This window comes from Sphingobacterium sp. NPDC055431, from assembly GCF_053644255.1.
Map to the genome: position 1 here is coordinate 16,576 of NZ_JBSHLH010000010.1, position 21,490 is coordinate 38,065.

Annotated in this window: 21 protein-coding genes and 1 tRNA gene; 9 read left to right on the plus strand and 13 right to left on the minus strand. The window is 37.9% G+C overall.

Annotated elements, in window-relative coordinates; translation table 11 throughout:
* Window positions 1-479: 479 nt before the first annotated feature.
* A tRNA-Ser gene (locus tag ACWIB3_RS10435) sits at window positions 480-570 on the minus strand.
* A 106-nt stretch (window positions 571-676) separates the two neighbouring features.
* Between ACWIB3_RS10435 and ACWIB3_RS10440 the strand changes: the two genes are divergently transcribed.
* The 4 genes from ACWIB3_RS10440 to coaA all read left to right on the plus strand — a co-directional run bounded on the left by ACWIB3_RS10440 (window position 677) and on the right by coaA (window position 3,665).
* On the plus strand, window positions 677-1,741 hold the full coding sequence (locus ACWIB3_RS10440; protein WP_185216151.1) for a patatin-like phospholipase family protein: 1,065 nt from the start codon (window positions 677-679) through the stop codon (window positions 1,739-1,741).
* 135 nt (window positions 1,742-1,876) lie between these two features.
* Complete coding sequence (locus tag ACWIB3_RS10445) at window positions 1,877-2,269, plus strand: methylglyoxal synthase (RefSeq protein ID WP_185212060.1); 393 nt, start codon at window positions 1,877-1,879, stop codon at window positions 2,267-2,269.
* Entirely contained in the window at window positions 2,259-2,687 is a 429-nt protein-coding gene (locus tag ACWIB3_RS10450; RefSeq protein ID WP_185212059.1) for an OsmC family protein, read from the plus strand. The genes ACWIB3_RS10445 and ACWIB3_RS10450 overlap by 11 nt, the downstream gene beginning before the upstream one ends.
* 33 nt (window positions 2,688-2,720) lie before the next feature.
* A complete protein-coding gene (gene coaA / locus ACWIB3_RS10455; protein ID WP_454291552.1) occupies window positions 2,721-3,665 on the plus strand; it encodes a type I pantothenate kinase in 945 nt (314 codons plus the stop codon).
* On the opposite strand, the gene ACWIB3_RS10460 is transcribed toward coaA, so the two are convergent.
* Window positions 3,652-4,533: a mechanosensitive ion channel family protein gene (locus ACWIB3_RS10460; protein WP_185212057.1), complete on the minus strand. Its 882-nt coding sequence runs from the start codon at window positions 4,531-4,533 to the stop codon at window positions 3,652-3,654. The two genes, coaA and ACWIB3_RS10460, sit on opposite strands and share 14 nt — an antisense overlap.
* A 190-nt stretch (window positions 4,534-4,723) precedes the next feature.
* Between ACWIB3_RS10460 and ACWIB3_RS10465 the strand changes: the two genes are divergently transcribed.
* Window positions 4,724-5,677 carry an acetyl-CoA carboxylase carboxyltransferase subunit alpha gene (locus ACWIB3_RS10465; RefSeq protein ID WP_185212056.1) on the plus strand — a complete coding sequence of 318 codons (954 nt, stop codon included), beginning with the start codon at window positions 4,724-4,726 and terminating at the stop codon, window positions 5,675-5,677.
* A gap of 29 nt (window positions 5,678-5,706) precedes the next feature.
* On the opposite strand, the gene ACWIB3_RS10470 is transcribed toward ACWIB3_RS10465, so the two are convergent.
* The 8 genes from ACWIB3_RS10470 to ACWIB3_RS10505 form a co-directional block, all read right to left on the minus strand.
* A complete protein-coding gene (locus ACWIB3_RS10470) occupies window positions 5,707-7,053 on the minus strand; it encodes a PDZ domain-containing protein (RefSeq protein ID WP_313257938.1) in 1,347 nt (448 codons plus the stop codon).
* Window positions 7,054-7,253: 200 nt separating this feature from the next.
* Entirely contained in the window at window positions 7,254-8,105 is an 852-nt protein-coding gene (locus ACWIB3_RS10475) for a sugar phosphate isomerase/epimerase family protein (RefSeq protein ID WP_185212054.1), read from the minus strand.
* Between the two features lie 141 nt (window positions 8,106-8,246).
* Window positions 8,247-10,460 (minus strand): NADP-dependent isocitrate dehydrogenase, encoded by a 2,214-nt coding sequence (locus tag ACWIB3_RS10480; protein WP_454291553.1) that lies wholly within the window; start codon window positions 10,458-10,460, stop codon window positions 8,247-8,249.
* A 187-nt stretch (window positions 10,461-10,647) separates the two neighbouring features.
* A complete protein-coding gene (locus ACWIB3_RS10485; RefSeq protein ID WP_454291554.1) occupies window positions 10,648-11,304 on the minus strand; it encodes a hypothetical protein in 657 nt (218 codons plus the stop codon).
* 26 nt (window positions 11,305-11,330) lie between these two features.
* The gene (locus tag ACWIB3_RS10490; protein ID WP_454291555.1) at window positions 11,331-11,612 is read right to left on the minus strand and encodes a GNAT family N-acetyltransferase; all 282 of its coding nucleotides are present in this window, start codon (window positions 11,610-11,612) and stop codon (window positions 11,331-11,333) included.
* 7 nt (window positions 11,613-11,619) lie between these two features.
* A complete protein-coding gene (locus ACWIB3_RS10495) occupies window positions 11,620-12,111 on the minus strand; it encodes a nuclear transport factor 2 family protein (RefSeq protein ID WP_454291556.1) in 492 nt (163 codons plus the stop codon).
* A gap of 120 nt (window positions 12,112-12,231) precedes the next feature.
* Window positions 12,232-13,212, minus strand: coding sequence for a cation diffusion facilitator family transporter (locus ACWIB3_RS10500; RefSeq protein WP_313257946.1), 981 nt, complete (start codon window positions 13,210-13,212; stop codon window positions 12,232-12,234).
* Window positions 13,213-13,260: 48 nt separating this feature from the next.
* Window positions 13,261-14,247: a bile acid:sodium symporter family protein gene (locus ACWIB3_RS10505; protein ID WP_313257949.1), complete on the minus strand. Its 987-nt coding sequence runs from the start codon at window positions 14,245-14,247 to the stop codon at window positions 13,261-13,263.
* Between the two features lie 146 nt (window positions 14,248-14,393).
* On the opposite strand from ACWIB3_RS10505, the gene ACWIB3_RS10510 reads away from it, so the two are divergent.
* From ACWIB3_RS10510 to rplI, 4 genes are all read left to right on the plus strand, one after another.
* A complete protein-coding gene (locus ACWIB3_RS10510; RefSeq protein WP_237219459.1) occupies window positions 14,394-15,599 on the plus strand; it encodes a pyridoxal phosphate-dependent aminotransferase in 1,206 nt (401 codons plus the stop codon).
* A 585-nt stretch (window positions 15,600-16,184) separates the two neighbouring features.
* Complete coding sequence (gene rpsF, locus ACWIB3_RS10515) at window positions 16,185-16,553, plus strand: 30S ribosomal protein S6 (RefSeq protein ID WP_185212047.1); 369 nt, start codon at window positions 16,185-16,187, stop codon at window positions 16,551-16,553.
* Entirely contained in the window at window positions 16,553-16,816 is a 264-nt protein-coding gene (rpsR, locus tag ACWIB3_RS10520) for a 30S ribosomal protein S18 (RefSeq protein ID WP_093096199.1), read from the plus strand. Before rpsF ends, rpsR begins: the two co-directional genes overlap by 1 nt.
* Window positions 16,817-16,829: 13 nt before the next feature.
* The gene (rplI, locus tag ACWIB3_RS10525) at window positions 16,830-17,273 is read left to right on the plus strand and encodes a 50S ribosomal protein L9 (RefSeq protein WP_185212046.1); all 444 of its coding nucleotides are present in this window, start codon (window positions 16,830-16,832) and stop codon (window positions 17,271-17,273) included.
* Between the two features lie 527 nt (window positions 17,274-17,800).
* On the opposite strand, the gene ACWIB3_RS10530 is transcribed toward rplI, so the two are convergent.
* From ACWIB3_RS10530 to ACWIB3_RS10540, 3 genes are all read right to left on the minus strand, one after another.
* A complete protein-coding gene (locus tag ACWIB3_RS10530; RefSeq protein ID WP_237219458.1) occupies window positions 17,801-17,995 on the minus strand; it encodes a hypothetical protein in 195 nt (64 codons plus the stop codon).
* Between the two features lie 141 nt (window positions 17,996-18,136).
* Entirely contained in the window at window positions 18,137-19,456 is a 1,320-nt protein-coding gene (locus ACWIB3_RS10535; RefSeq protein WP_454291557.1) for a hypothetical protein, read from the minus strand.
* Between the two features lie 3 nt (window positions 19,457-19,459).
* A complete protein-coding gene (locus tag ACWIB3_RS10540; RefSeq protein WP_454291558.1) occupies window positions 19,460-21,490 on the minus strand; it encodes a hypothetical protein in 2,031 nt (676 codons plus the stop codon).

The window sequence follows — 21,490 nt, forward strand, 5'->3', positions numbered from 1 at the left end:
ATAATAGATTGGTTGCATGGCAAAAGCCATGTATTAGTTCAGATTCACTTTTTTGGAACTATTTCACAAATGTAATTTCGCAGACTGCCAAATTTTGTCAGTCTAAGGGTAATGATTAATAATAAGTCGGTCTGTTGATTCAAAATTAATTGATAAACAGTAAAAGATTTTACGGGAAACCTTATTGAGAGCTGAAAAATTATTTGTTAATGGGTAAGGTGGTTGGAGATTTTAAGGGAAAAAGAGAAAGATTCTTTAGGTTAATGGGATTGCGGTAGGATCCCGTAGCTCAAAGGGATTGGTTCAGCCCCACTGGGCACGCACGCAAACCCTGAACCTTCCCTTGGAGGGAGGCTTCACAGAAACAAAGGGCCTCGCTCCGCGGGCCTTTTGTTGTTTCAGGACTGCCTTTGCTCAAACAAGTTTGGCAAGGCTGTCCTGAAACAACAAAACCCAACTAACGTTGGGCTTTGTTTCTTTGGCGGAGAGAGAGGGATTCGAACCCTCGATACAGTCATCCCGTATACAGACTTTCCAGGTCTGCTCATTCGACCACTCTGACACCTCTCCTGATTGTGGGTGCAAATATATTACTTTTCGTGAGCTTTAAGGCATTTTTCTTGAAAAATATTTATCCTTTCTGATTTCCTTTCCCTAACTTAGGTCAAACTCTAAAATGAAAAGGATTTTATCTATCGATGGTGGTGGAATCCGAGGAATTATTCCCGGAATGATGCTGGTATCCCTCGAACAAAAATTGAAGAAAGCTTCAGGCAACCCAAATGCCCACCTGTCAGAATATTTTGATTTCTTTGCCGGAACAAGCACCGGTGGTATTCTGATCAGTATATTACTTTGTCCAGACCCTCAAAATCCAACGAAACCTAGGTTCTCCGCAAAAGATGCGCTTGATATTTATCTGAAACATGGGACAGAAATATTTACCACAAGCAGTTGGCGGCGATTCTTGAATCAATTCGGTTTATTGACAGAACTCTATGATGAGAAAGTCTTAGAACGGGTCTTGGAAAGCTATTTCGGTGATCAAAAACTTTGTGAACTGATCAAACCCTGTATTATTACTGCCTACAATATTGAACTCCGCAAAAACCATCTCTTCAGACAACAGAAAGCGATTTCTCATGGTGAGTCCCGCGATTTCTATCTTAAGGATGTTTGTCGAGCAACATCCGCCGCCCCTACCTATTTCTCTGTAGCCGAAATATATTCATTGGCTGGAACACGGTATCCATTGGTTGATGGCGGGGTGTTTGCCCATAATCCTGCAATCTCTGCATTATTGGAAGTACTCAAGACTTACAAAACTTTCAAAATCGATGATGTACATATCCTCTCCTTAGGAACGGGTATTGCAAAAAATGCCTATAAATACGAGGATTTCAAAAAACAGAAAGCGATTTCCATTGGACCTGCCTTAGTCGATATTATGACCAGCAGCTCTTCAGAAAGCAATGATTATTTCCTCCACCAATTGTTTCGTTCGGTACAGCATTCTTCCAATTACATAAGAATCGAACCCTCCAACCTATCCTCCATTGAACCAGCTCTGGATGCTGCATCAGCAGGGAATATCCAGAAAATTGTCTCCTTAGCTGATAAGTTGATCAGTGACAACGAAAATATGCTTGATGCCTATGTGTTAGACCTCATAGCAGAAAAGGAAAAAAATGGAGAAAAGAAACACAACTCGGTATGGCAGTTTTTGCGTGATAAATTATGATTTCCTTAATCGAAAGTCATAATTCCCACTAATTCTTATAAAATTGATATTTTAATAGCCTTAAAATAACCTTGTAAAAATATTTTTGTTATATTATCGAAGCGGTTAAAAACAGAACGCAAACATATCATTCAAATGGCAAAAACAATAGCTTTAATTGCACATGATGGTAAGAAAGCCGAAATGGTGGCTTTTGTTAAAGATCATCAAGAAGGTTTATCCAAAGCCCACCTCGTGGCAACAGGAACTACAGGTTCCTACATCCAACAAACAGGTTTAGAAGTAGAATTAAAACTATCCGGTCCAAAAGGCGGAGATGCACAAATAGCAGCTATGGCAGCTGAAGGAAAGATACAAGGTATTATATTTTTCAGGGATCCACTTGGAAAACATCCGCACGAGCCGGATATCCAAATGCTGATGCGTATTTGTGACCTCTGGAATGTACCATTGGCAACCAACCCAGCAACCGGATCATTGATTATTAAAGGATTATTAGAAGAAGATACAGAGATTTATGGCAAATGAAGTTTTAGTGAGTATTGGGGAAACTAGTTATACAACAACTATTTCCTATGAGGATTTAAATATTTTAGCAGATGAGCCCATCGAAGTCGGAGGGCAAAACAAAGGGTTGGCACCAACCCAACTATTGCTTTCATCCGTGGGTGCATGCAAGGCCATTACCATGCGGATGTATGCAAACCGCAAGGAATGGAAAGTAGATAAAATTGACATCAAGGTTTCCAGTGAAGTTCAACGGAGTGAACAACAACAAACAACCTATATCAAGTGCAATATCTTTATTGAGGGCGATCTGGATGAAGAACAGAAGAAAAGATTATATGCCATAGGTGAGAAATGTCCGGTTCACAAGATGTTGATGAACCCTATAGTGATAGAAAGTAATCTAATTGATACAATCCAAGAAAAAAACATTTCTTGATTGTATATTTGCGACTTGAAAAAATAAATTGCTATGCCCTTAATCAGCGAACATACTTTTACAAGTCCGTTCCAAAACTTTACTCGCGAACAATGGAAAAGGTTGAACGGCCAGTTGAGCCACTCCATTCAAGAGAAAGATTTAGATCAATTGCATGCCCTTAATGAGCCATTGACAATGGATGAAATTGAGGATATCTATATCCCTTTGGCTCATTTACTGGAAGTACACATCCATAACTTTCAGGAACTGCATTCAAAAAGCAATGTTTTTTTCAAAAGGAACCATCAAAAACTACCTTTTATAATTGGTATAGCGGGTTCTGTGGCGGTAGGTAAAAGCACCACAGCTAGGGTACTGACCAAAGTCCTATCGCTTTTACCCAATAAACCAAAAGTGGAATTGGTCACTACGGATGGGTTCCTTTATCCCAACAAGGAGCTGATCAAACGTAATATCCTGAACAGGAAGGGTTTTCCTGAAAGCTATGATACCAAGAAACTCCTACAGTTTCTTGCAGACATAAAATCCGGCAAATCGCAGGTTACCGTGCCATTATACTCGCACTTGGAATATGATGTTCTAAACAATGAAAAACTGGTGATTTCACAACCGGATGTATTGATCGTGGAAGGTATTAATGTATTACAGGTCAATTCAAGAAAGAACGGCGTCTTCGTTTCTGACTTCTTTGATTATTCCATCTATGTGGATGCGGATGAGAAAAATATCGTAAAATGGTATATCGACCGTTTTGAATCCCTAAGAGCAACTGCTTTCCAAAATACGGCTTCATATTTCCATAAGTATGCAAACCTGACTGAAGTGGAAAGCTTTGATATGGCCAATGCCATTTGGAACGAGATCAACAAGCCTAACCTACATGAAAATATCCTTCCAACCCGATATAGAGCTGATCTAATCTTAAAGAAAGGTTCTGAACACTTTATTAAGCGCGTGAAGGTTAGGAAGATTTAAGGATATTTCTTTCGAACTTGATTATCTCCTTCAAGATCTCATTCTCGATATTTCTATGCATTCTATTGCTGTTTGTTACAGCGTAAAGGTCCAATTTATAACGAACGAAGTCCTTACCTAATTCTAAAACTTTTACCTGAAATTCATCTTCCTTGATTTCCAGATTTGGATGGGTAGTCAGGCTTAGCCTTAAATGCTCCTCTAATTCCTCAATATGTAAGGATACTTCCAGAGGAAGTTCGAATTTAACGGTAAAAAGACTGGATTGATGTGCAGACAGGTTCATGAAAGTAGCCGTAAATACCAGATTGTTCGGCACCATTACAATATCGTCCTCTTCATCCTGTAATACCAGATTGGCAAAGGTAATGTCAATAATCCTCCCCTTATGCTCTCCCACCTTGATTCTATCTCCAACGGATAACTGCTCAGAGAACATAACGATTAATCCGGATATCATATTGGTAATATAATCCTTAAAGATAACCGCAATGGCCATGGCCACAATGGTAATGCTGGTAATAAAGTCTTTGGGATTAATTCCAAATGCAGTCATGATTGCTATCACAAAAAATACCGTATTCAATACTGCTGTAAGCCTATTGATACCTAGCACAAAGTTACCGCGTTCTCTTTTTTGAGAATCCCGTGCATTGTAGAGCATGATCACCAGAAAGCGGAACATGGAAAGGACAATACTTGGGATCAAGAAAGAATACAGACCTCTTAGGAATTGGGCCAATAGTTTCCTTTTCTCGATATCGTATTCAAAATTGATGTGTAAAGCAATAATGATGATGACGAGAATGACCTTCCCTATAAATACCCAAGGAATTTTTGGTTTGTTTTCTGTGGCAGCTGCATTCATGGTCTTGAAGATATTATTTTTTTATATAGTACACAAAACAAGTACGAACAACAATTTGTTATATGGCTTATTATCAATCACTAAATAGTTTTAGGTGTTGTTTATCTTTCCTTAATGATTAAATAACATTTTATAATTCTTAAAAAACAAGTAACTTAGCTACCGCTTTAATGACACCAAACAGGTAATTATGGAAACAACATTTGATTTTGAAAAGCCGATTGCTGATCTACAAACGCAAATCGAAAAGGTTAAACAAGTAGAAGAAAAAACCAAAGTCGATATGGGCGCAACAGTTCGCGAATTGGAAGAAAAACTCGAGCAAACAAAAGTTGAGGTGTATAGCAATATGACTGGCTGGCAGAAAGTTCAGATGTCCAGACATCCTGATAGACCACAAACATTCGATTATATTGACTTGATCTGTGATGATTTTATTGAGTTGCACGGAGATAGGAACGTACGTGATGATAAAGCTATTGTTGGCGGTTTTGCTACCATTGGCGGTCAATCAGTAATGGTCATCGGTCACCAAAAAGGAAAGAATACCAAGGAGCGTCAATTCCGTAATTTCGGAATGGCTAACCCTGAAGGATATAGAAAAGCTCTGCGTTTGATGAAGATGGCAGAGAAATTCAACAAACCTGTAGTCACATTAATCGATACGATGGGGGCTTATCCTGGATTAGAGGCTGAAGAGCGTGGACAAGGTGAAGCAATTGCAAGAAACCTACTTGAAATGTCCGTTCTTAAAGTGCCTATCATCTGTATCGTAATTGGCGAAGGTGCTTCTGGTGGAGCTTTAGGTATTGGAATTGGAGATAAAGTATACATGTTGCAAAACACATGGTATTCTGTAATCTCTCCAGAGTCTTGTTCTTCCATCCTATGGAGAAGCTGGGACCAAAAAGAAAGAGCAGCAGAGGCCTTAAAACTAACCGCAGAAGACATGCTTGGTAATGGATTGATCGATGGTATCATTGAAGAGCCTATCGGTGGTGCACACCAAGACCCTGAAGCGACTGCTTTGAACGTAAAGAATAAAATCCTTTCAGACCTAGCCGTTCTAGGCGCTAAGGATAGCGATACACTGGTTGCTGAACGAATCGACAAATTCAGCAAAATGGGAGTTGTAAACGAATAAAGAAAAAGCCTTGAGTGATCAAGGCTTTTTTATTGCAGTTTCTTCTGGAAAGGGATAGGATCCTCTAAAATAAATTGAGCCTTCACTTCTTCAGTTCCCCGCAAGAGAACCAATCGGATCTCCTCTCCTTCCTTATGCATTAATTTTCCAATAATCTGCTTCAATTTCATACTTTGGGCACTGCTGCCATTGACTTTGAGCAATTCATCATCCACTTTTACACCTGCCAAATCCGCAGGTGAGCCTTCTCTGACACTTGCTATTTTGTAGATAGGTCGTAAAATAAATTCGTATTTAAATTCTTCATAATTATAAACATTGATACCAGAGTTCGGATTTTCTGAATCTCTTTTTCCAATGTTCGTAGTCAGCCTTCTCTTTGTCCATTCCAGTCCGTCATGCTTGATCTCCATCCCAGACATATTTATTTCGAATTTCTTTCCGAAATTCCGGTTCTTTTTTAGATAGATCTCGTTCTTGGGATAATTAAACAACACCTGAAAATGTTGCAATACCTGATTGCCAATCGACCCAACACGGTTCACAGCAAGTTTCGCAGCATGCACGGCATTGGAATCCGGATAAGATACAATTGGTTCCTTGATGTAAAAGCCCGACCAATCAAAACCTTCTATCCTATTGCGTCGACCAAAGATCAAACCATTGAAACCTCGACCAATAAAATCATAAATACTTGGTTCGCGAACCACAAAAGAATCCAACAAAAATGGAAAAACCAACATCCCATCAGAATTGCCCATGTCCACAAGCATCTTCGCATCTTTAACCTTTTGTGTCCCTAAATCAACATCGATATGTACATAGGGTCTGCTCCTCTCCAATTGAATGGGCAGCTTGGTAAATTTACGGGTCAACTTTTCAGGGTAATCATAAGCATCATAAATACTAATCCTTTTCTTCAGATAATCTACTTTTATTAAGTAATCTTCAAAGAAGTGGCTTCCCAAGATCCCATTGACTGGGACACCGATATGGCTAGACAGATCTAGATCTTCACCATCAACAACATATATATTATGCAGACTGTCGATCAAGGTATTACCGACCAATAACTCATTTCCAATTGCCATAATTCCTTCCACTCCATCTTCTATCCCTATGCCCGAAAACTTAACCTTAGAAACATTCTCCAAAGGAACCGAATCTTGGGGAGTGGCAAAAAGGATTGTTTCTTTGACCCCAGTATCCAATAAAAATGCCAGTTCAACCCCATTTAGCTTGACAGGGATAATGACCAGGTTTCCACTGAGATCAAATTTGAAAGAATTCTTTTTGGGGTGAATCAACGAAAAATTTCTTTGCGCATAACTATGCAAGAACATCAAGTTCAGCAATAATAGAATTATGATTTTCATACACAAAGGTTTATATATGCTAATTTACCTAATTTTTAGATTCAAATAACTTAACATACGCTTAATATTAAACATTTGATAAATTATTAAGTTTCAATAATTCCTATTAAAAAACTGTACAGAATGCTTCCCGATCGTTATAAAAACAAAAAGGAATAATCAAATTGATTATTCCTTTTTAAATGTTCTTGTATTTTATTTTAGACTGCGCTGAGCACACCTCTAAAGTAACCTACCGACTCTGCAATTCCAGCCAACGGGTCTTTCATATCTTTTTCAAATTCAATACTGCAGCAACCACTGTACTTGTTTTTCAACAAGGCTTTTACAAAGGCAGGGATATTGATCACTCCACGTCCTAGTTCACATGTCGAGCCCTTTGCATCAGCAGCTGTCACATTCTTCAGGTGGATATCAAATATCCGATCCTTGTATTTTACATAATCTTTGATGGCATCTTGTCCATCTCTGGTATCATGCCCCATATCAAAACACATTCCTAGATTTTTATCCAAATCTTTGATATGGTTCCATATAACCGTAGCATTCGGATAGATCTTATCTTCCGGGCCATGGTTATGGATTCCAAACTTGATATTATTTTCTTTGGCTTTCTTGGCCACATACGGAAGATCTTTGATTTCTGGAATACCGATCATCAAATTCACACCTACCCGCTTGCAATAATCAAATGCTTTGTCAATCTCAGCTTCGGTCTTCATATAGATTGGGCCGACAGCATAACCCGTCACATTTGATTCAGCCAATTTCTTGTGAAACGCAGCAATCTGCTCTGCGGTACTATTCAGGGGCAAATGAAAATCTTTGATGCAAAGATACCTTACATCCATCCTTTTCATCATCGCCAGGGACTGTTCCAAATTAAAATTCACAAAGCTATAGCCTGCTATTCCTAATTTCAGACTATTTTGGTCTGCCAAACCTGAATCTTTAGTTTCAGCCTGGCTAGTTAACCAACTTGGACTTGTCAATACCGCTGCAGCTCCCAATGCACTGCGTTGCAAAAAATTTCTTCTACTGTTATTGCTCATGGATATAGGTTTATGTTGTTTTTCTATTAAAAATAATGATTAATACGCAGAATGGCAATATCAAGCGATGGAATCCAACAGCTTTAATACAAAAAAGCCCTTGTCTTTAAAGACAAGGGCTTTTGTAAATATTTAGAAATTCTACAAAGAACTTAGTGCAGAATTCAATGTTTCAGAAGGACGCATTGCTTTTGAAGCCAATTCATCATTTGGATAATAATATCCACCGATTTCTTGAGCTTTTCCTTGCGCTGCGATCAATTCCTCATTGATCTTAGCCTCTTGTTCCGTTAGAGCCTTAGCTAAACCAGCGAATTTAGATGCCAATTCAGCATCTTTGGTTTGCTTAGCCAAAGCTTCTGCCCAGTAAGTAGCTAAATAGAAGTGAGAACCACGGTTATCGATTTGTCCAACTTTACGAGCTGGAGACTTATCATTTGCCAAGAATTTCGCATTTGCCTCATCAAGAGCATCTGCCAATACTTGAGCTTTCTCATTATTCTGAGTTTGTGCTAAATGTTCTAATGAAGCTTGTAATGCCAAGAATTCACCCAATGAATCCCAACGTAAATAACCCTCTTCCAAGAATTGTTCAACGTGTTTAGGAGCAGAACCACCGGCGCCAGTTTCAAATAGACCACCACCATTCATTAATGGAACGATTGATAGCATTTTAGCTGAAGTACCAAGTTCTAGGATTGGGAATAAGTCAGTAAGGTAGTCACGTAATACGTTTCCAGTTACCGAAATAGTATCCTCGCCTTTACGGATTCTCTCAATGGAGAATTTAGTAGCTTCAATTGGAGATAAAATACGGATATCTAATCCTTTAGTATCGTGATCAGCCAAGTAAGTTTTTACTTTCTTGATGATTTCTCTATCGTGAGCACGGTTTTCATCTAACCAGAATACTGCTGGAGTATCTGATAGACGAGCGCGATTTACCGCTAATTTAACCCAATCTTGGATTGGAGCGTCTTTAGTCTGACACATACGGAAGATATCACCTTCTTCAACCTGTTGTTCCATCAATGTCTTGCCATTGTTGTCTACAACTTTGATCACCCCATTTGAAGGAGCTTGGAAAGTTTTATCATGAGAACCATATTCTTCAGCCTTTTGAGCCATAAGACCAACGTTAGGAACTGAACCCATAGTTTTAGGGTCGTAAGCACTATTTACTTTACAGTCTTCAATAACGGCTTCATAAATTCCTGCATAAGATCTATCAGGAATGATCGCTAAAGTATCGCGTTCTGCACCTTCTTTATCCCACATCTTTCCACCTATACGGATCATTGCTGGCATTGAAGCATCAACGATCACATCAGAAGGAACATGTAGGTTAGTAATTCCTTTATCCGAATTAACCATCGCTAGGTCAGGTCCATTCGCAATTGCAGCATCGATTGCAGCTTTTACCTCAGCTTCTTGAGGGGTACCAGCAATTTTAGCATACACTTCGCCTAAACCATTGTTCTTATTGATGCCTAATTCTTTAAAAAGAGAACCGTATTTTTCAAAAACATTTTTAAAGTAAACTTCAACGATAGCACCAAAGATAATAGGGTCAGAAACCTTCATCATGGTCGCTTTTAAGTGAGCTGACAATAAAACTCCAGCTTCCTTAGCTTCTTGTATCGCTTGAGCAACAAATTCTTTCAATTTAGCAACATGCATAACTGAAGAATCAATTACTTCGCCCGCTTTCAATTTAGCAAGGCCTTTTAATTCTTTAGCATCACCATTAGCAGCAACAAATTCTATTTTAAATTGACTGTCAGCATCCAATGTCAATGATTGCTCAGAGCTGTAGAAATCGCCATCTTGCATAGAAGTTACCTTCGTTTTGCTATCAGAAGCCCAAGCACCCATTCTGTGCGGGTTAGCTTTAGCATAGTTCTTAACAGCTTTAGGCGCACGACGGTCAGAGTTTCCTTCACGTAAAACAGGGTTTACTGCAGAACCTAAAACTTTAGCGTAAGCAGCTTTGATCTTCTCTTCTTCCTCGTTTGTTGGTGCATCTGGATAATTTGGAATCTTATATCCAGCTTTTTGCAATTCAGCAATCGCTGCTTTTAACTGAGGAATAGAAGCGGAAATATTAGGAAGTTTAATGATGTTTGCATCAGGAGTAGTAGCCAATTGTCCTAACTCTGCCAAGGCATCTGTAGTTTTTTGGTCTTCCGATAAATATTCGTTTAAATTAGCTAGGATACGTCCTGCCAATGAAATATCTCTTAATTCGACTTCAATATCAGCAGTTTTTGCGAATGCTTGAACGATAGGTAGAAATGAATACGTTGCCAATAAAGGCGCTTCATCTGTTTTTGTGTAAATGATCTTAGATGACATAATTTTCTATTGAAATGATATTATTTTGCAATTATTAGTGAAATTCAAAGAGTTGATAAGCCTCTTTTTTAAAATTCGCCTAAAGATAATAAAATGAATTTTAAATAGCCATAAAAGCCAAAATAATGATGGATTCTGAAAAATCTTTGTCTTGAATCAATAGAATGAAAGGGAATTCAAGAATGATTTAAGCTTTTTCACCTAATTCATCCCATATCTCTTTAGGATTATAGATATCGATAAGACCATCCTTATCCTCAAAGGCAGCATCCATTATGGCCCTAGCCAGAATCATCGTACTGATTGGTTTATATAGCTTAAACAAACCCAACTTATTCAAGAACTTAAGGGTGCTGACCGCATACTGCTCTCCCTTTCTTTTGCTATTAGGACGATCTATAGGACCAGGTCTGACGATGATCAATTTGGGGAAGTTCAAGGCCTTGATCCCCTCTTCCAACAATCCTTTCATTTTGGTATAAAAGAACCTGGAATTCTTATTTGCCTGGGCAGAGGAAAGTAGCACAAATGTATGGAACCTATTGAGCTTGCACAAGGCAGCAAACTTCAACTGGTAATCATAATCCACCACCCATTGTCCCTCTTTACTGCCGGCATCCTTTAATGTGGTGCCCATGGTAGAGAAAGCAACATCACCAATGATAAAGTGACTGAAATCCTCTAAACGATCAAAATCAACAATTACTTCATGTAATTTAGGATCAGGTGTAAAAAAAGCTCTTCTTACCAATACATTAACCGAATCCACTTTTGGATTTGCCAACAATTGCAGGACCAATTCCCTACCTGTCGCGCCTGTAGCGCCTATGACAACTGCTTTCATAATTGTTGATTTTGAGTTTTTAACTATTAAAACAGGACATCACGGATATTTACGTCACGATCGAACTGCGCCTTTGCAAAAGGGCATAAAGGCATGATTTTCAATTTGCTATCCCGTGCATGCTCAACGGCCTTGTTCAATAAAACAGAACCAATCCCTTTTCCTTTTTCTTCTGGATCTACCTCGGTATGGTCGATAATGATCTTACCGGGTCCAGCTTTGGAATAGGTCATTTCACCTATTGTTTTACCATTTTCAATGGCTAAAAATGATCCCTTATTTCCATTTTCTTCGTGTTTCACTAACATATTATCTTTATTTAAGTTTTAATTCTTCAATAATTCCATCCTCTATATCGGCTTTCATTTTGACCACTTCATCAGCCAAATCATTTGGCACAGTCATCGACAGCACATACTGTTTGATCAACCATTTCCCATCTTTGAGTACCAAAACGCCCGAACCTCTACAGATCTTCATTTGTGTATTTAACAATTCATCTATCCATGCGGTTTTACCATCTTCCGAAAATTCTATATTTCTTTCCAGACTGCTGAAGTTCCAAGCCTTACCCTTATCGAAGTGTGGCTTGGCATAATCCATGAATTCCTGCTTGTCCCAACGTTCAGTAGCATCCGTACCGATAAAGATGGAATTAGCATCCATTAGGTCAAAATACTCCTTAAAATCAGCCTTTCCAGCAGCGGCATGCCACTGATCTAGGACTTTCGCTACATCATCTTGTGATTGTGCAAGGGAAACCTGAATAAACATCAAGAATACTGCTACTAAACTGTAGATTTTCATATAAATTGGTTTTTAATAAAGATACCTTTTTGAAAGCTAAGACACAAGACCAGTCAGAAAGACCATATTAGCCTGACAATAGATCTAAGGAAATATTATGGATTTGATCGAGAAATAAACTTAGGCTTTCCTGAAGTGCTTCATATTTTTGGTGACATTTACAATGTTCCAATCAATATGCTTGGAGTAAGGCTCAGAGCGGATAGGGCAATTTTCCACTGTGCAATAATGGCAACATTCTGGCATGCATGGGTCAGCATGTATAAAGAATTCCGTCTTGGAGGCCAGATTATCGTTCAATAGCGAATCAAAATCGGAGATACTGTCATGGACCTGGTTAAGGTCATAATAGTTAGGTAAAGTTAAATGACAGTCTATGTGCAGTTCCTGTCCATATCGCTGTATGCGGAGATTGTGGACATCTATCCATTCTGATTTCCTGTTCTTGTTCAGGATTGCGACAACTTCCTCCACTACTTCCGCATCCGATTCATCCATTAGACCAGAAATCGACTTTCTCAAAAGTTTATAGCCATTATATAAAATGAAGGTACCGAGGACAAAAGAAAGGGCTAGATCAATCCAGGCCAAGCCGGTAAGTTTCATTAATAGGAGTCCTGCAATCAAGCCTATTGAACTGTATGCATCCACCTGTAAATGCTTTCCATCAGCTTCAATGGTCAATGAACGTAGAGCTTTCCCCCTTTTCATCAGATAGAATCCAACCCCATAGTTGATCAGAGAAGTCGCTAATATCAAGTACATACCCTCTTCTACATTACTTACAGGTTGAGGTGAGAAAACGGCATATATGGATTTAATAAGGATAATGCTACCAGCGATGAATATCATTCCCCCTTCAACAAACACAGAGAAGAATTCTACTTTTCCGTGCCCGTAGGGATGGTTTTCGTCTTTAGGTTGGGCAGCAAGGTAAATACTGTAATAGGCAAAGCCAGAAGCGACAATATTGACAATACTTTCAGCGGCATCAGAAAAAATGGCGTTAGACTCGGTGATAAAATAGGCCACAAACTTGATAAGCATCAATACGATACCGGTAACCAAGGATAACAAAACCAATCTCATCTGCCTATTCATAACACTAAATTTGAACCGCAAAAATAATTAATTAAGAAACAATAAATGTTACTTTTTTGTTAATATACCCTCATCTTTCTGATTTCCCAAGCGTTGCGCTATAATGGTCACTACAAAAATCTGAAAGGCATGATAAATCATCAATGGTAATATGTACAGCCCTAATTTAGGGTTATTGGCAAACAAAAATTTTGAGAACACACTACCATGTGTAAGCGATTTCTTTGATCCACAGAACAATGCAGAAATCCTATCCTCCCGATTGAACTTCAGCACATAACGTACGAACAATAAAATAATAAGATAAACCGTAAAGAACAGGGCAATAACAGCGACAAATAAACTAGCTAAATAACCTGTACCTATGGTATTGAAAATATCATTCATAAAAGATTCCGAAAAACTGCTATAAACGATCAGCAGAACGACTCCTTTATCAAAATTGGATAAAGCTTTCCCATACTTATGGGCCCATTTCCCCCAATATGGTTGTATTAGTAAGCCCAGTATTACAGGAAGTAGAACTTCAAATAAAAGACCTATATATAATTCCCCGAAGACATTGACTTCACCAACTTCCAAAAAGAAGTGCATCAGTAATGGAGTAATGGCAACACCGATCAACCCAGAAATGGAAGCATTAAATATGGCAGCAGGAACATTTCCTTTTGCAATGGAAACCATCACTACCGAAGAGGTTACGGTAGAAGGTAATGCGGCCAAGAAATAAAAGGATAGCCAAAATTGCTCCTGTGTTTCAGTATGCACCAATGGGCGGAACAACAATACAAGCAACGGGAAAAGACCAAAGGTAAAGAGCTGAACAGACAAATGAAGTTTCCAATTCTTCATTCCGTCCTTGATTTCATTGAAACTCAGTTTCAACCCATAAAAGAAGAATACCAACGCGACACCAACACTGATCAAAGCATTTAAAAACTTGCCGTCTAAATAACCTGCAACATCGGGATAAATGTAGGCAAGGAATATCATGAAAATCAAGGCTATAATAAACCCATCAAATTTTAACTTCATCTAAAACCCAAATTTTACATACAAAGCTATAATTAATTTCATAAACACCTATTCCAATCCATCTATTTAGAAAGTATCATTTTTATAGAGATTTTGTTACATTTTTCTCATCGATAATAAATTGTATATAATATATTTGCAATATCATGAGTACAACATCCATATTATCCGATAGAATAAACAATCTATCCGAGTCAGCAACATTAAAGATGACCAAATTGGGCCGTGAACTGGCGGCTAAGGGCATTAATGTAATTAGTTTGAGTGTAGGTGAACCTGATTTCAATACGCCTGAGCATGTAAAAGATGCTGCCAAGAAGGCATTGGATGAAAACTGGACCCGTTACTCCCCTGTTTCTGGTTATCCTGAACTTCGCCAAGCGATCGTAAATAAATTAAAAAATGAAAACGGTTTAGATTATGACATCTCTAATATCGTGGTTTCCACAGGTGCCAAGCAATCCCTTTCCAATGTATTGCTAACCCTTGTAAATCCTGGTGAAGAAGTGATCATCCCTACCCCATATTGGGTTTCCTATTCGGAAATGGTGGTATTGGCCGAAGGAAAATCAGTTTACATTGATACGACGATCGAATCCGATTTCAAGATCACTCCAGAACAATTAGAAGCTGCGATTACTCCAAAATCAAAAGTCTTCATGTTCTCCTCGCCTTGTAACCCTACAGGTTCCGTATATTCAAAAGCTGAATTGGAGGCCTTGGTAAAGGTATTTGAAAAACATCCACAGATCTATATCATCTCTGATGAGATCTATGAGCATATCAATTTCGTAGACAAGCACGAGTCTATCGCACAATTCCCTTCCATTAAGGACCGTGTAATCATTATCAATGGTTTTTCAAAAGCATTTGCAATGACGGGATGGCGCCTTGGTTACATCGCTGCGAACAAAGAAATCGCTGCTGCAAACGAAAAAATGCAAGGACAAACGACTTCAGGTACATGTTCTATCTCTCAACGTGCTGGTATTGCTGCATATGAGCAAGGATTGGAAAGTGTCCTGGAAATGAAAGAAGCATTTGCGCGTCGTCGTCAATTGGTATATGACCTTTTGAATGATATCCCAGGTGTGAAAACAAACTTACCTGATGGAGCATTCTATTTCTTCCCAGAGATCAGCTCTTTCTTTGGTAAAAAGGATCCTGAAGGAAATGTAATCAATAACTCAGCAGACCTTGCTTTATACTTATTGAACTACGGTCATGTTGCTACTGTAGGTGGAGACTCTTTCGGTAACAACAATTATATCCGCCTTTCCTATGCTGCTTCTGACGAAAACTTAAAAGAAGCCCTTCGCAGAATCAAAGAAGCATTGGCGAATTTAAAATAGTATTGAGATATGAGATTTGAGATTTGAGATATTAACCGGAAAACTAAGTCCGCATTAAATCTCAAATCTCTATATCCATTTCCCGTTTTTTATCTCAATACTCATATCTCTATTCCCATATCTTTTTCCCATTTGATATCTCCATACTCAAATCTATTTCTCGGTTAATATCTCAATACTCACATCTCAATACTCATATCTATTCATTATCTCAATACTCATATCTACCCTCCCATTAACCCCAAATAGATCAATTCAAACATCACAAATCCGATTAGCAATCCCACAGTCACCGCGACTAAAATCCTGGCCCAAAAGGGCAGCCTGATAATATAATCCAAATTAATTCTTTAATAGTTTGTGCAGGCGCAAAGATGAAAATATTCCATAAAGATGATTCGGGATTGGGCAAGAATTTAGAGTTATCTGTAAGCATCTGACTACAATGGTTTGGAAGGGATTGATTACCAAATATCCACACAAAAAATAATTCAGCATTTTTTTAATAATCAATTGATTTTTCTATCTTTGCACTTCCGTTAACATAACTACGGATAGAAATTAATAAACATAATTATTTACAAAATGCAACAGTACGAATCTGTAATCATTCTTACCCCGTTGCTTTCAGAAGATGCTGCGAAAGAAGCAATCGCAAAATTCAAAGACATCTTGACAGAAGGCGGAGCCGAAATTATCGCTGAAGATAATTGGGGTTTGAGAAAATTAGCGTATCCGATCCAGAAAAAAACAACTGGATTCTATCACTTAACTGAATTCAAGGCTCCAGGTGAATTAATCAAAAAATTAGAGGTTGAATACAAACGTGATGAGCGCGTGATGCGTTTCTTAACAATCTCTCTAGATAAGCACGCAGTGGCTTACAACGAGAAAAAACGTAGCGGTGCATTCAACAAAAAGGCAGAAACTAAAACTGAGGAGGTAGCAAACTAATGGCAAACGAAAACATCCAATACGTGACTGCTCCTAAAGTAGAGGACAACCGTAAAAAATACTGTCGCTTCAAAAAGAACGGTATTAAATACATCGACTACAAAGACGCTAACTTCCTTTTGAAGTTCGTAAATGATCAAGGTAAAATCTTACCTCGTCGATTAACTGGAACATCACTGAAATTTCAACGTAAAGTTGCTCAAGCCGTTAAACGTGCGCGTATTATCGGACTTATGCCTTACGTAACTGATTCATTAAAATAAGGAGGATACGATAATGGAAGTTATATTAAAACAAGATGTTAAACACCTTGGAGAGAAAGACGATATCGTAGTAGTAAAACCAGGTTTCGGCCGTAACTACTTAATTCCTCAAGGATTTGCAGTAATGGCGACGCCTTCTGCAAAGAAAGTGTTAGCTGAGAATATCAAACAAGCTCAGTTCAAACAAGAGAAAATCAAAAAAGATGCTACTGAATTAGCTGGTAAATTAGAATCAGTAAAATTAACTATTGGTGCTAAAGCTGGTGAGTCTGGCAAGATCTTCGGAAAAGTTAACAGTATTCAAATCGCTGACGCTCTTAAAGCGCAAGGTTATGAAGTTGACCGCCGTCGTATCACTTTCGAAACTGAACCTAAGCAATTAGGTGAGTACATCGCTAACTTGAACTTACACAAGGAAGTAAAAGTACAAATCCCTTTCGAAGTTATCGCTGAGTAAGCATTTAACAATAAAAAAATCCCCGTTATCAAAAGATAACGGGGATTTTTTTATTGCTAGTATTTAGTAGTAAGTATTTAGTATTTAGACTGCATGGCTTTCAATTAACCGGAGCCACCTGATCAATTACCTAATCTAACCTAATTATTAAAGGGACATTTGCTATTGAGGATCTTTCATCATATTTTTTTTGAAAGAGCAGTCTAAATGGATTTAATATTGACCTCATTCGAGACACATTCCGAATTTTCGCAATACAAGCAAATCTATTCTCGAATATGCCTCGAATAAGTCTCGAATGAAACCCATATTTCAATCCATTGATTTCCTATTCAAAAGTACCTTTTTAGTGGAGTATATCGTTGGAATGGGATGCAAGAACAGTTTAAATTCCCAATAATCGGATAGAATATTCACCAATGCAATTAATTCAATGGCAAAGAAAAAGCCCCTCATATATTTAAGAAGGGCTTCTAGAATCCTATTTTTAACGGAAATGCTAAATTTCCGATACTAATTCCTATTGGTTAATATTGCCACAATACATCTACCCTATGTCCAGGATGATTATGTCTACCTTTATTACCTTTGTATTTTTTCTTTTGTTGACCAGGTGCATAACGTTTTGCGGATTTACCACCGTATTTCTTCTTAGCCTGTCCTGGAGGCATTCCATGCGGATGATGATGGTGTGTATAACATGCTGATACACTAAATGCCATAAATGCTACTAATAATAATCCCAAAAATCTTTTCATACTATATTCATGTTGTTCGTTATATATGACCAAAATCTAAGCCAAAAGTTTAAATTTTTAATAAAGCATTAATAATTAAATGTTTGAACATTGAGTATCAGCACTTTACTTAGACCCAATAATTTGATAAAAAGAATTAATCGCAGAGTTTTCAAAGGCAAATCCACCCTTTAAACGTAGGCTATTTGATCCCTCAGCGATACCGTTCAGATCCCCTTTTAAGATTTTATCATAATTCGGTAACCAGCCTAAGTATTTCGCCGAAACAGGTTTTTTCTGGTAGCTCAATACAAATACATTAGGTGATGGCTGCAGATCAATATTTTGGCCAAATGCTGCAGGATCTGTACTCAATCTTATCAAACCATTATGAAAGTCCTTGCCAAACTTATAGAACATCTTTTCTGGAAGATATCCTAATAAATGTGGGGAGGCCATAACTTGAAAGGTTAATGAAGGAACTTCAACCTGATTGATTTCCTTTTTCTCGGTCATCTCAAAATTATCATCATAATCATAGGTAATGATGGTATCAGACTCTAGCACTTCTTTATCCTTCAATTCAATAGTTGCAAAATTCCCAACATACTTATAGATACTATCGACCGGTAGTTTTAATTTTTCCAGTTCGGCTTCTTTATCCTTCAAAATAAGGGAAAGATCAGAGTTTAAGGCCATATAAAGCACGTTGTCTTCAGGTATTACGGCTTGGACAGGCTTTGATGGAAAACCCAATAAAGAGGATTTTACAAAGGCATCAATATCAAATCTTCCATTTTGAAAATTAACAGTAGCCCAATTGTCTTTCTTGTCCACAAAGCTCATATCAGTATCTTGGATCTCCTTCAGCGTTTTGCCAAACTCATTGGCATAAACCCACTCCCCTTGGTCGGATTTCAACAATGTTAACATGGTTTCAGCTTGCTGGTCTTTTCCTAATGATAATATCAATCTTTGATCATCAAAGAGAGCCTTTACATGCTTTTTGAAATATAGCTCCTGCCCTTTTTCCAAACCTTGGAAAACAGAATCTTGGCTTAATCCTAATTGACCCTTTAGGAAATTTTGGATATCAGCCCTATCCGTTACTTCCAAAACTGCATAGTAATGATGTGAAGTATCACTTAAACTAAACATATATAATTTTGCAGGTATGTGTACTCCTATATTCCACAACTTGGCTTTACCCCCTATTGTACTGGTATCCTGTTTGGAACCGTAATATTCCGAATAATTGGAAAGGGAATTCTTGAGCATCTTCAAGAGAAGACCATCCACATCCAATCGAATTACTGAAACTGAATTTTCAGGGATTTTAATGTTTTCTGCATTTGAAGATCTATAATACTTAAAAACAAAAAAACTTATAGCCAATACGGCTATAAGTCCTAATATAAATACTATTGTTTTTTTTATCCAACCCATAGGTTAATCATTTAACGATTTACTGACACGGTCCATAGAATTGAGCAAGAAATCTAAAGCATTTTTTCCGGTCTTAGGAAAATCCACACCGGCTTCCCATGTAAAATTCTTGCCTTTCAATCCATTGCTGATCATATAGATATCACCGTATTCGGACAGACCTTTCAATTCACTCTCCATCGAACGATGTACCGGAAGATCTAGATCATCGACCATACTTGGAACCTTTTTAGTGTTGAACAACATGGAGAATTTATTTTTCTTGGCGATTGCAGCAAATCTTCCTGGGTTTCCTTTAAAGGTTTTATCCTTGATCTGTTTCATCTGCTCTAAATCATTGCCCAAGAAAACAATCCCTTGCTGGATCAAGATGTATGGAGCAAATTCATCAACCTTTCCACCAACAATCTCATAGATTCCATCATGGTTTACCATATTGTTCTCAATCTCTAAAATAGCAAAGATTTTTTCAAATATGCGAGTATCATCGGAAGAGAACATCCACAGGTAGTTCGGGATTTTCTCCATTTTGGTTTTTTCTATCTCTTGATAATTGTAATCATCATCATATTCATAGTCAATATATTTCACTTCTTTTTGGGTAATTCCATTCAAGATGAACAGGTTATCTCCTTTAAATACTTTGGCAACTGCTTTTTCATCTACAATAATCTCCATACTTGTGGTAAACAGATCAATGATCTTCTCAACTTTACCATCCATACCACCATAAACGCGCTGTACGATCCTAGGCATGTGCTTCAAGTAAGCTTCGGTATTAAGGTTGATCGAAAGGAATCCTAAAGCATCGTCATTTAAGTAGTTTACAACCTTAGGATTGATTTTTTTATTGTACATTTCCTTATAGTACCTTGTCATCTCCTTATCAAAGCTGACATCACCAAGGATCTTCATCCTATTTCCGTCAACAACAACAGTACTGTTGATGCTTTCGTATCCATAGTCAAAAGCTGGCTGTCCGCTCATATAACCATAAAGAAGGTTTCTAGGGTAATAAAAATGCATTAAGCTGTCTAATGAACCTATTTCAATTCTAAGCAGTTCATTATCTTTCATAGAAGTCATCTTTTTCGATTTATAGCTTTTAATATTTCCGGCAATAATTCGATCCATTAGGTTATTGACTTCTTGGTTGGCAAAAATATTCTTAATGGAGTCATTATGATTCGATGTCTCGCTGTATTTTAGATAATAATCGTCTTGATATTCATCCTTTTCTAAAACGGAATCCACGTAAGTAAACTCATCCGGTACCATCGGTGGAGCGATATAACCTTCTTCCCCAGGTTGAGCCACTTTTTCGGGAGGCAATGGCAAACTATACAGATCTGATGTATCTCTTTCTACTGGAGCTTCTTCCTCAATTTGATACACAGTGTCCGCAGCTTCGGCCCAAGCTTCCCAATCCAAGGTGCTATCAGCTGCCACTGCTACTGAATCCACTCCATCATAATCATAGTCATAGTCTTCCGCCGCGTAATCATACTCGGGCAATTCCAAAAGGCCAAATTTCTGTTTGATGTCCTCACGGCTGAAATAGTTGTCCATGGGCACACCAGCTAAAAGAAAAATGGTATTTTGATTCCAACTGATACGGAGTGTCCTATCTTCACTATAGATGGTATTTAGGTCACCTTGTACATCGATAGTATACTCTTCAGGAAAGATCGATTCAAATTGAGCCTTATTTTTTAATGGCATCATAGCTCCGAAGAACTGCATGCTATCATTGACATTGGTATACAAATAAGATTTTGCATTGATATCGATTCCTAACTCTTCGATATTTTCAGATTGAAATTTACTGTTGTCTTCTGCAATTTTTTTAAACAGACCAGCTCTTTTCAAGATTTCGTTCAATTGTTGGGCACTCGCATGTTTGAAAAATCCTTTTCCATTCAATGCGACCACCACTTTAGATTCAGCAGGAACCTTTGACAAGAGATCTTGCGAATATACATTCCCTCCCAGACTTACTGCCAATAAGGCGATGGCAAGTTTCAAGTTATTCAT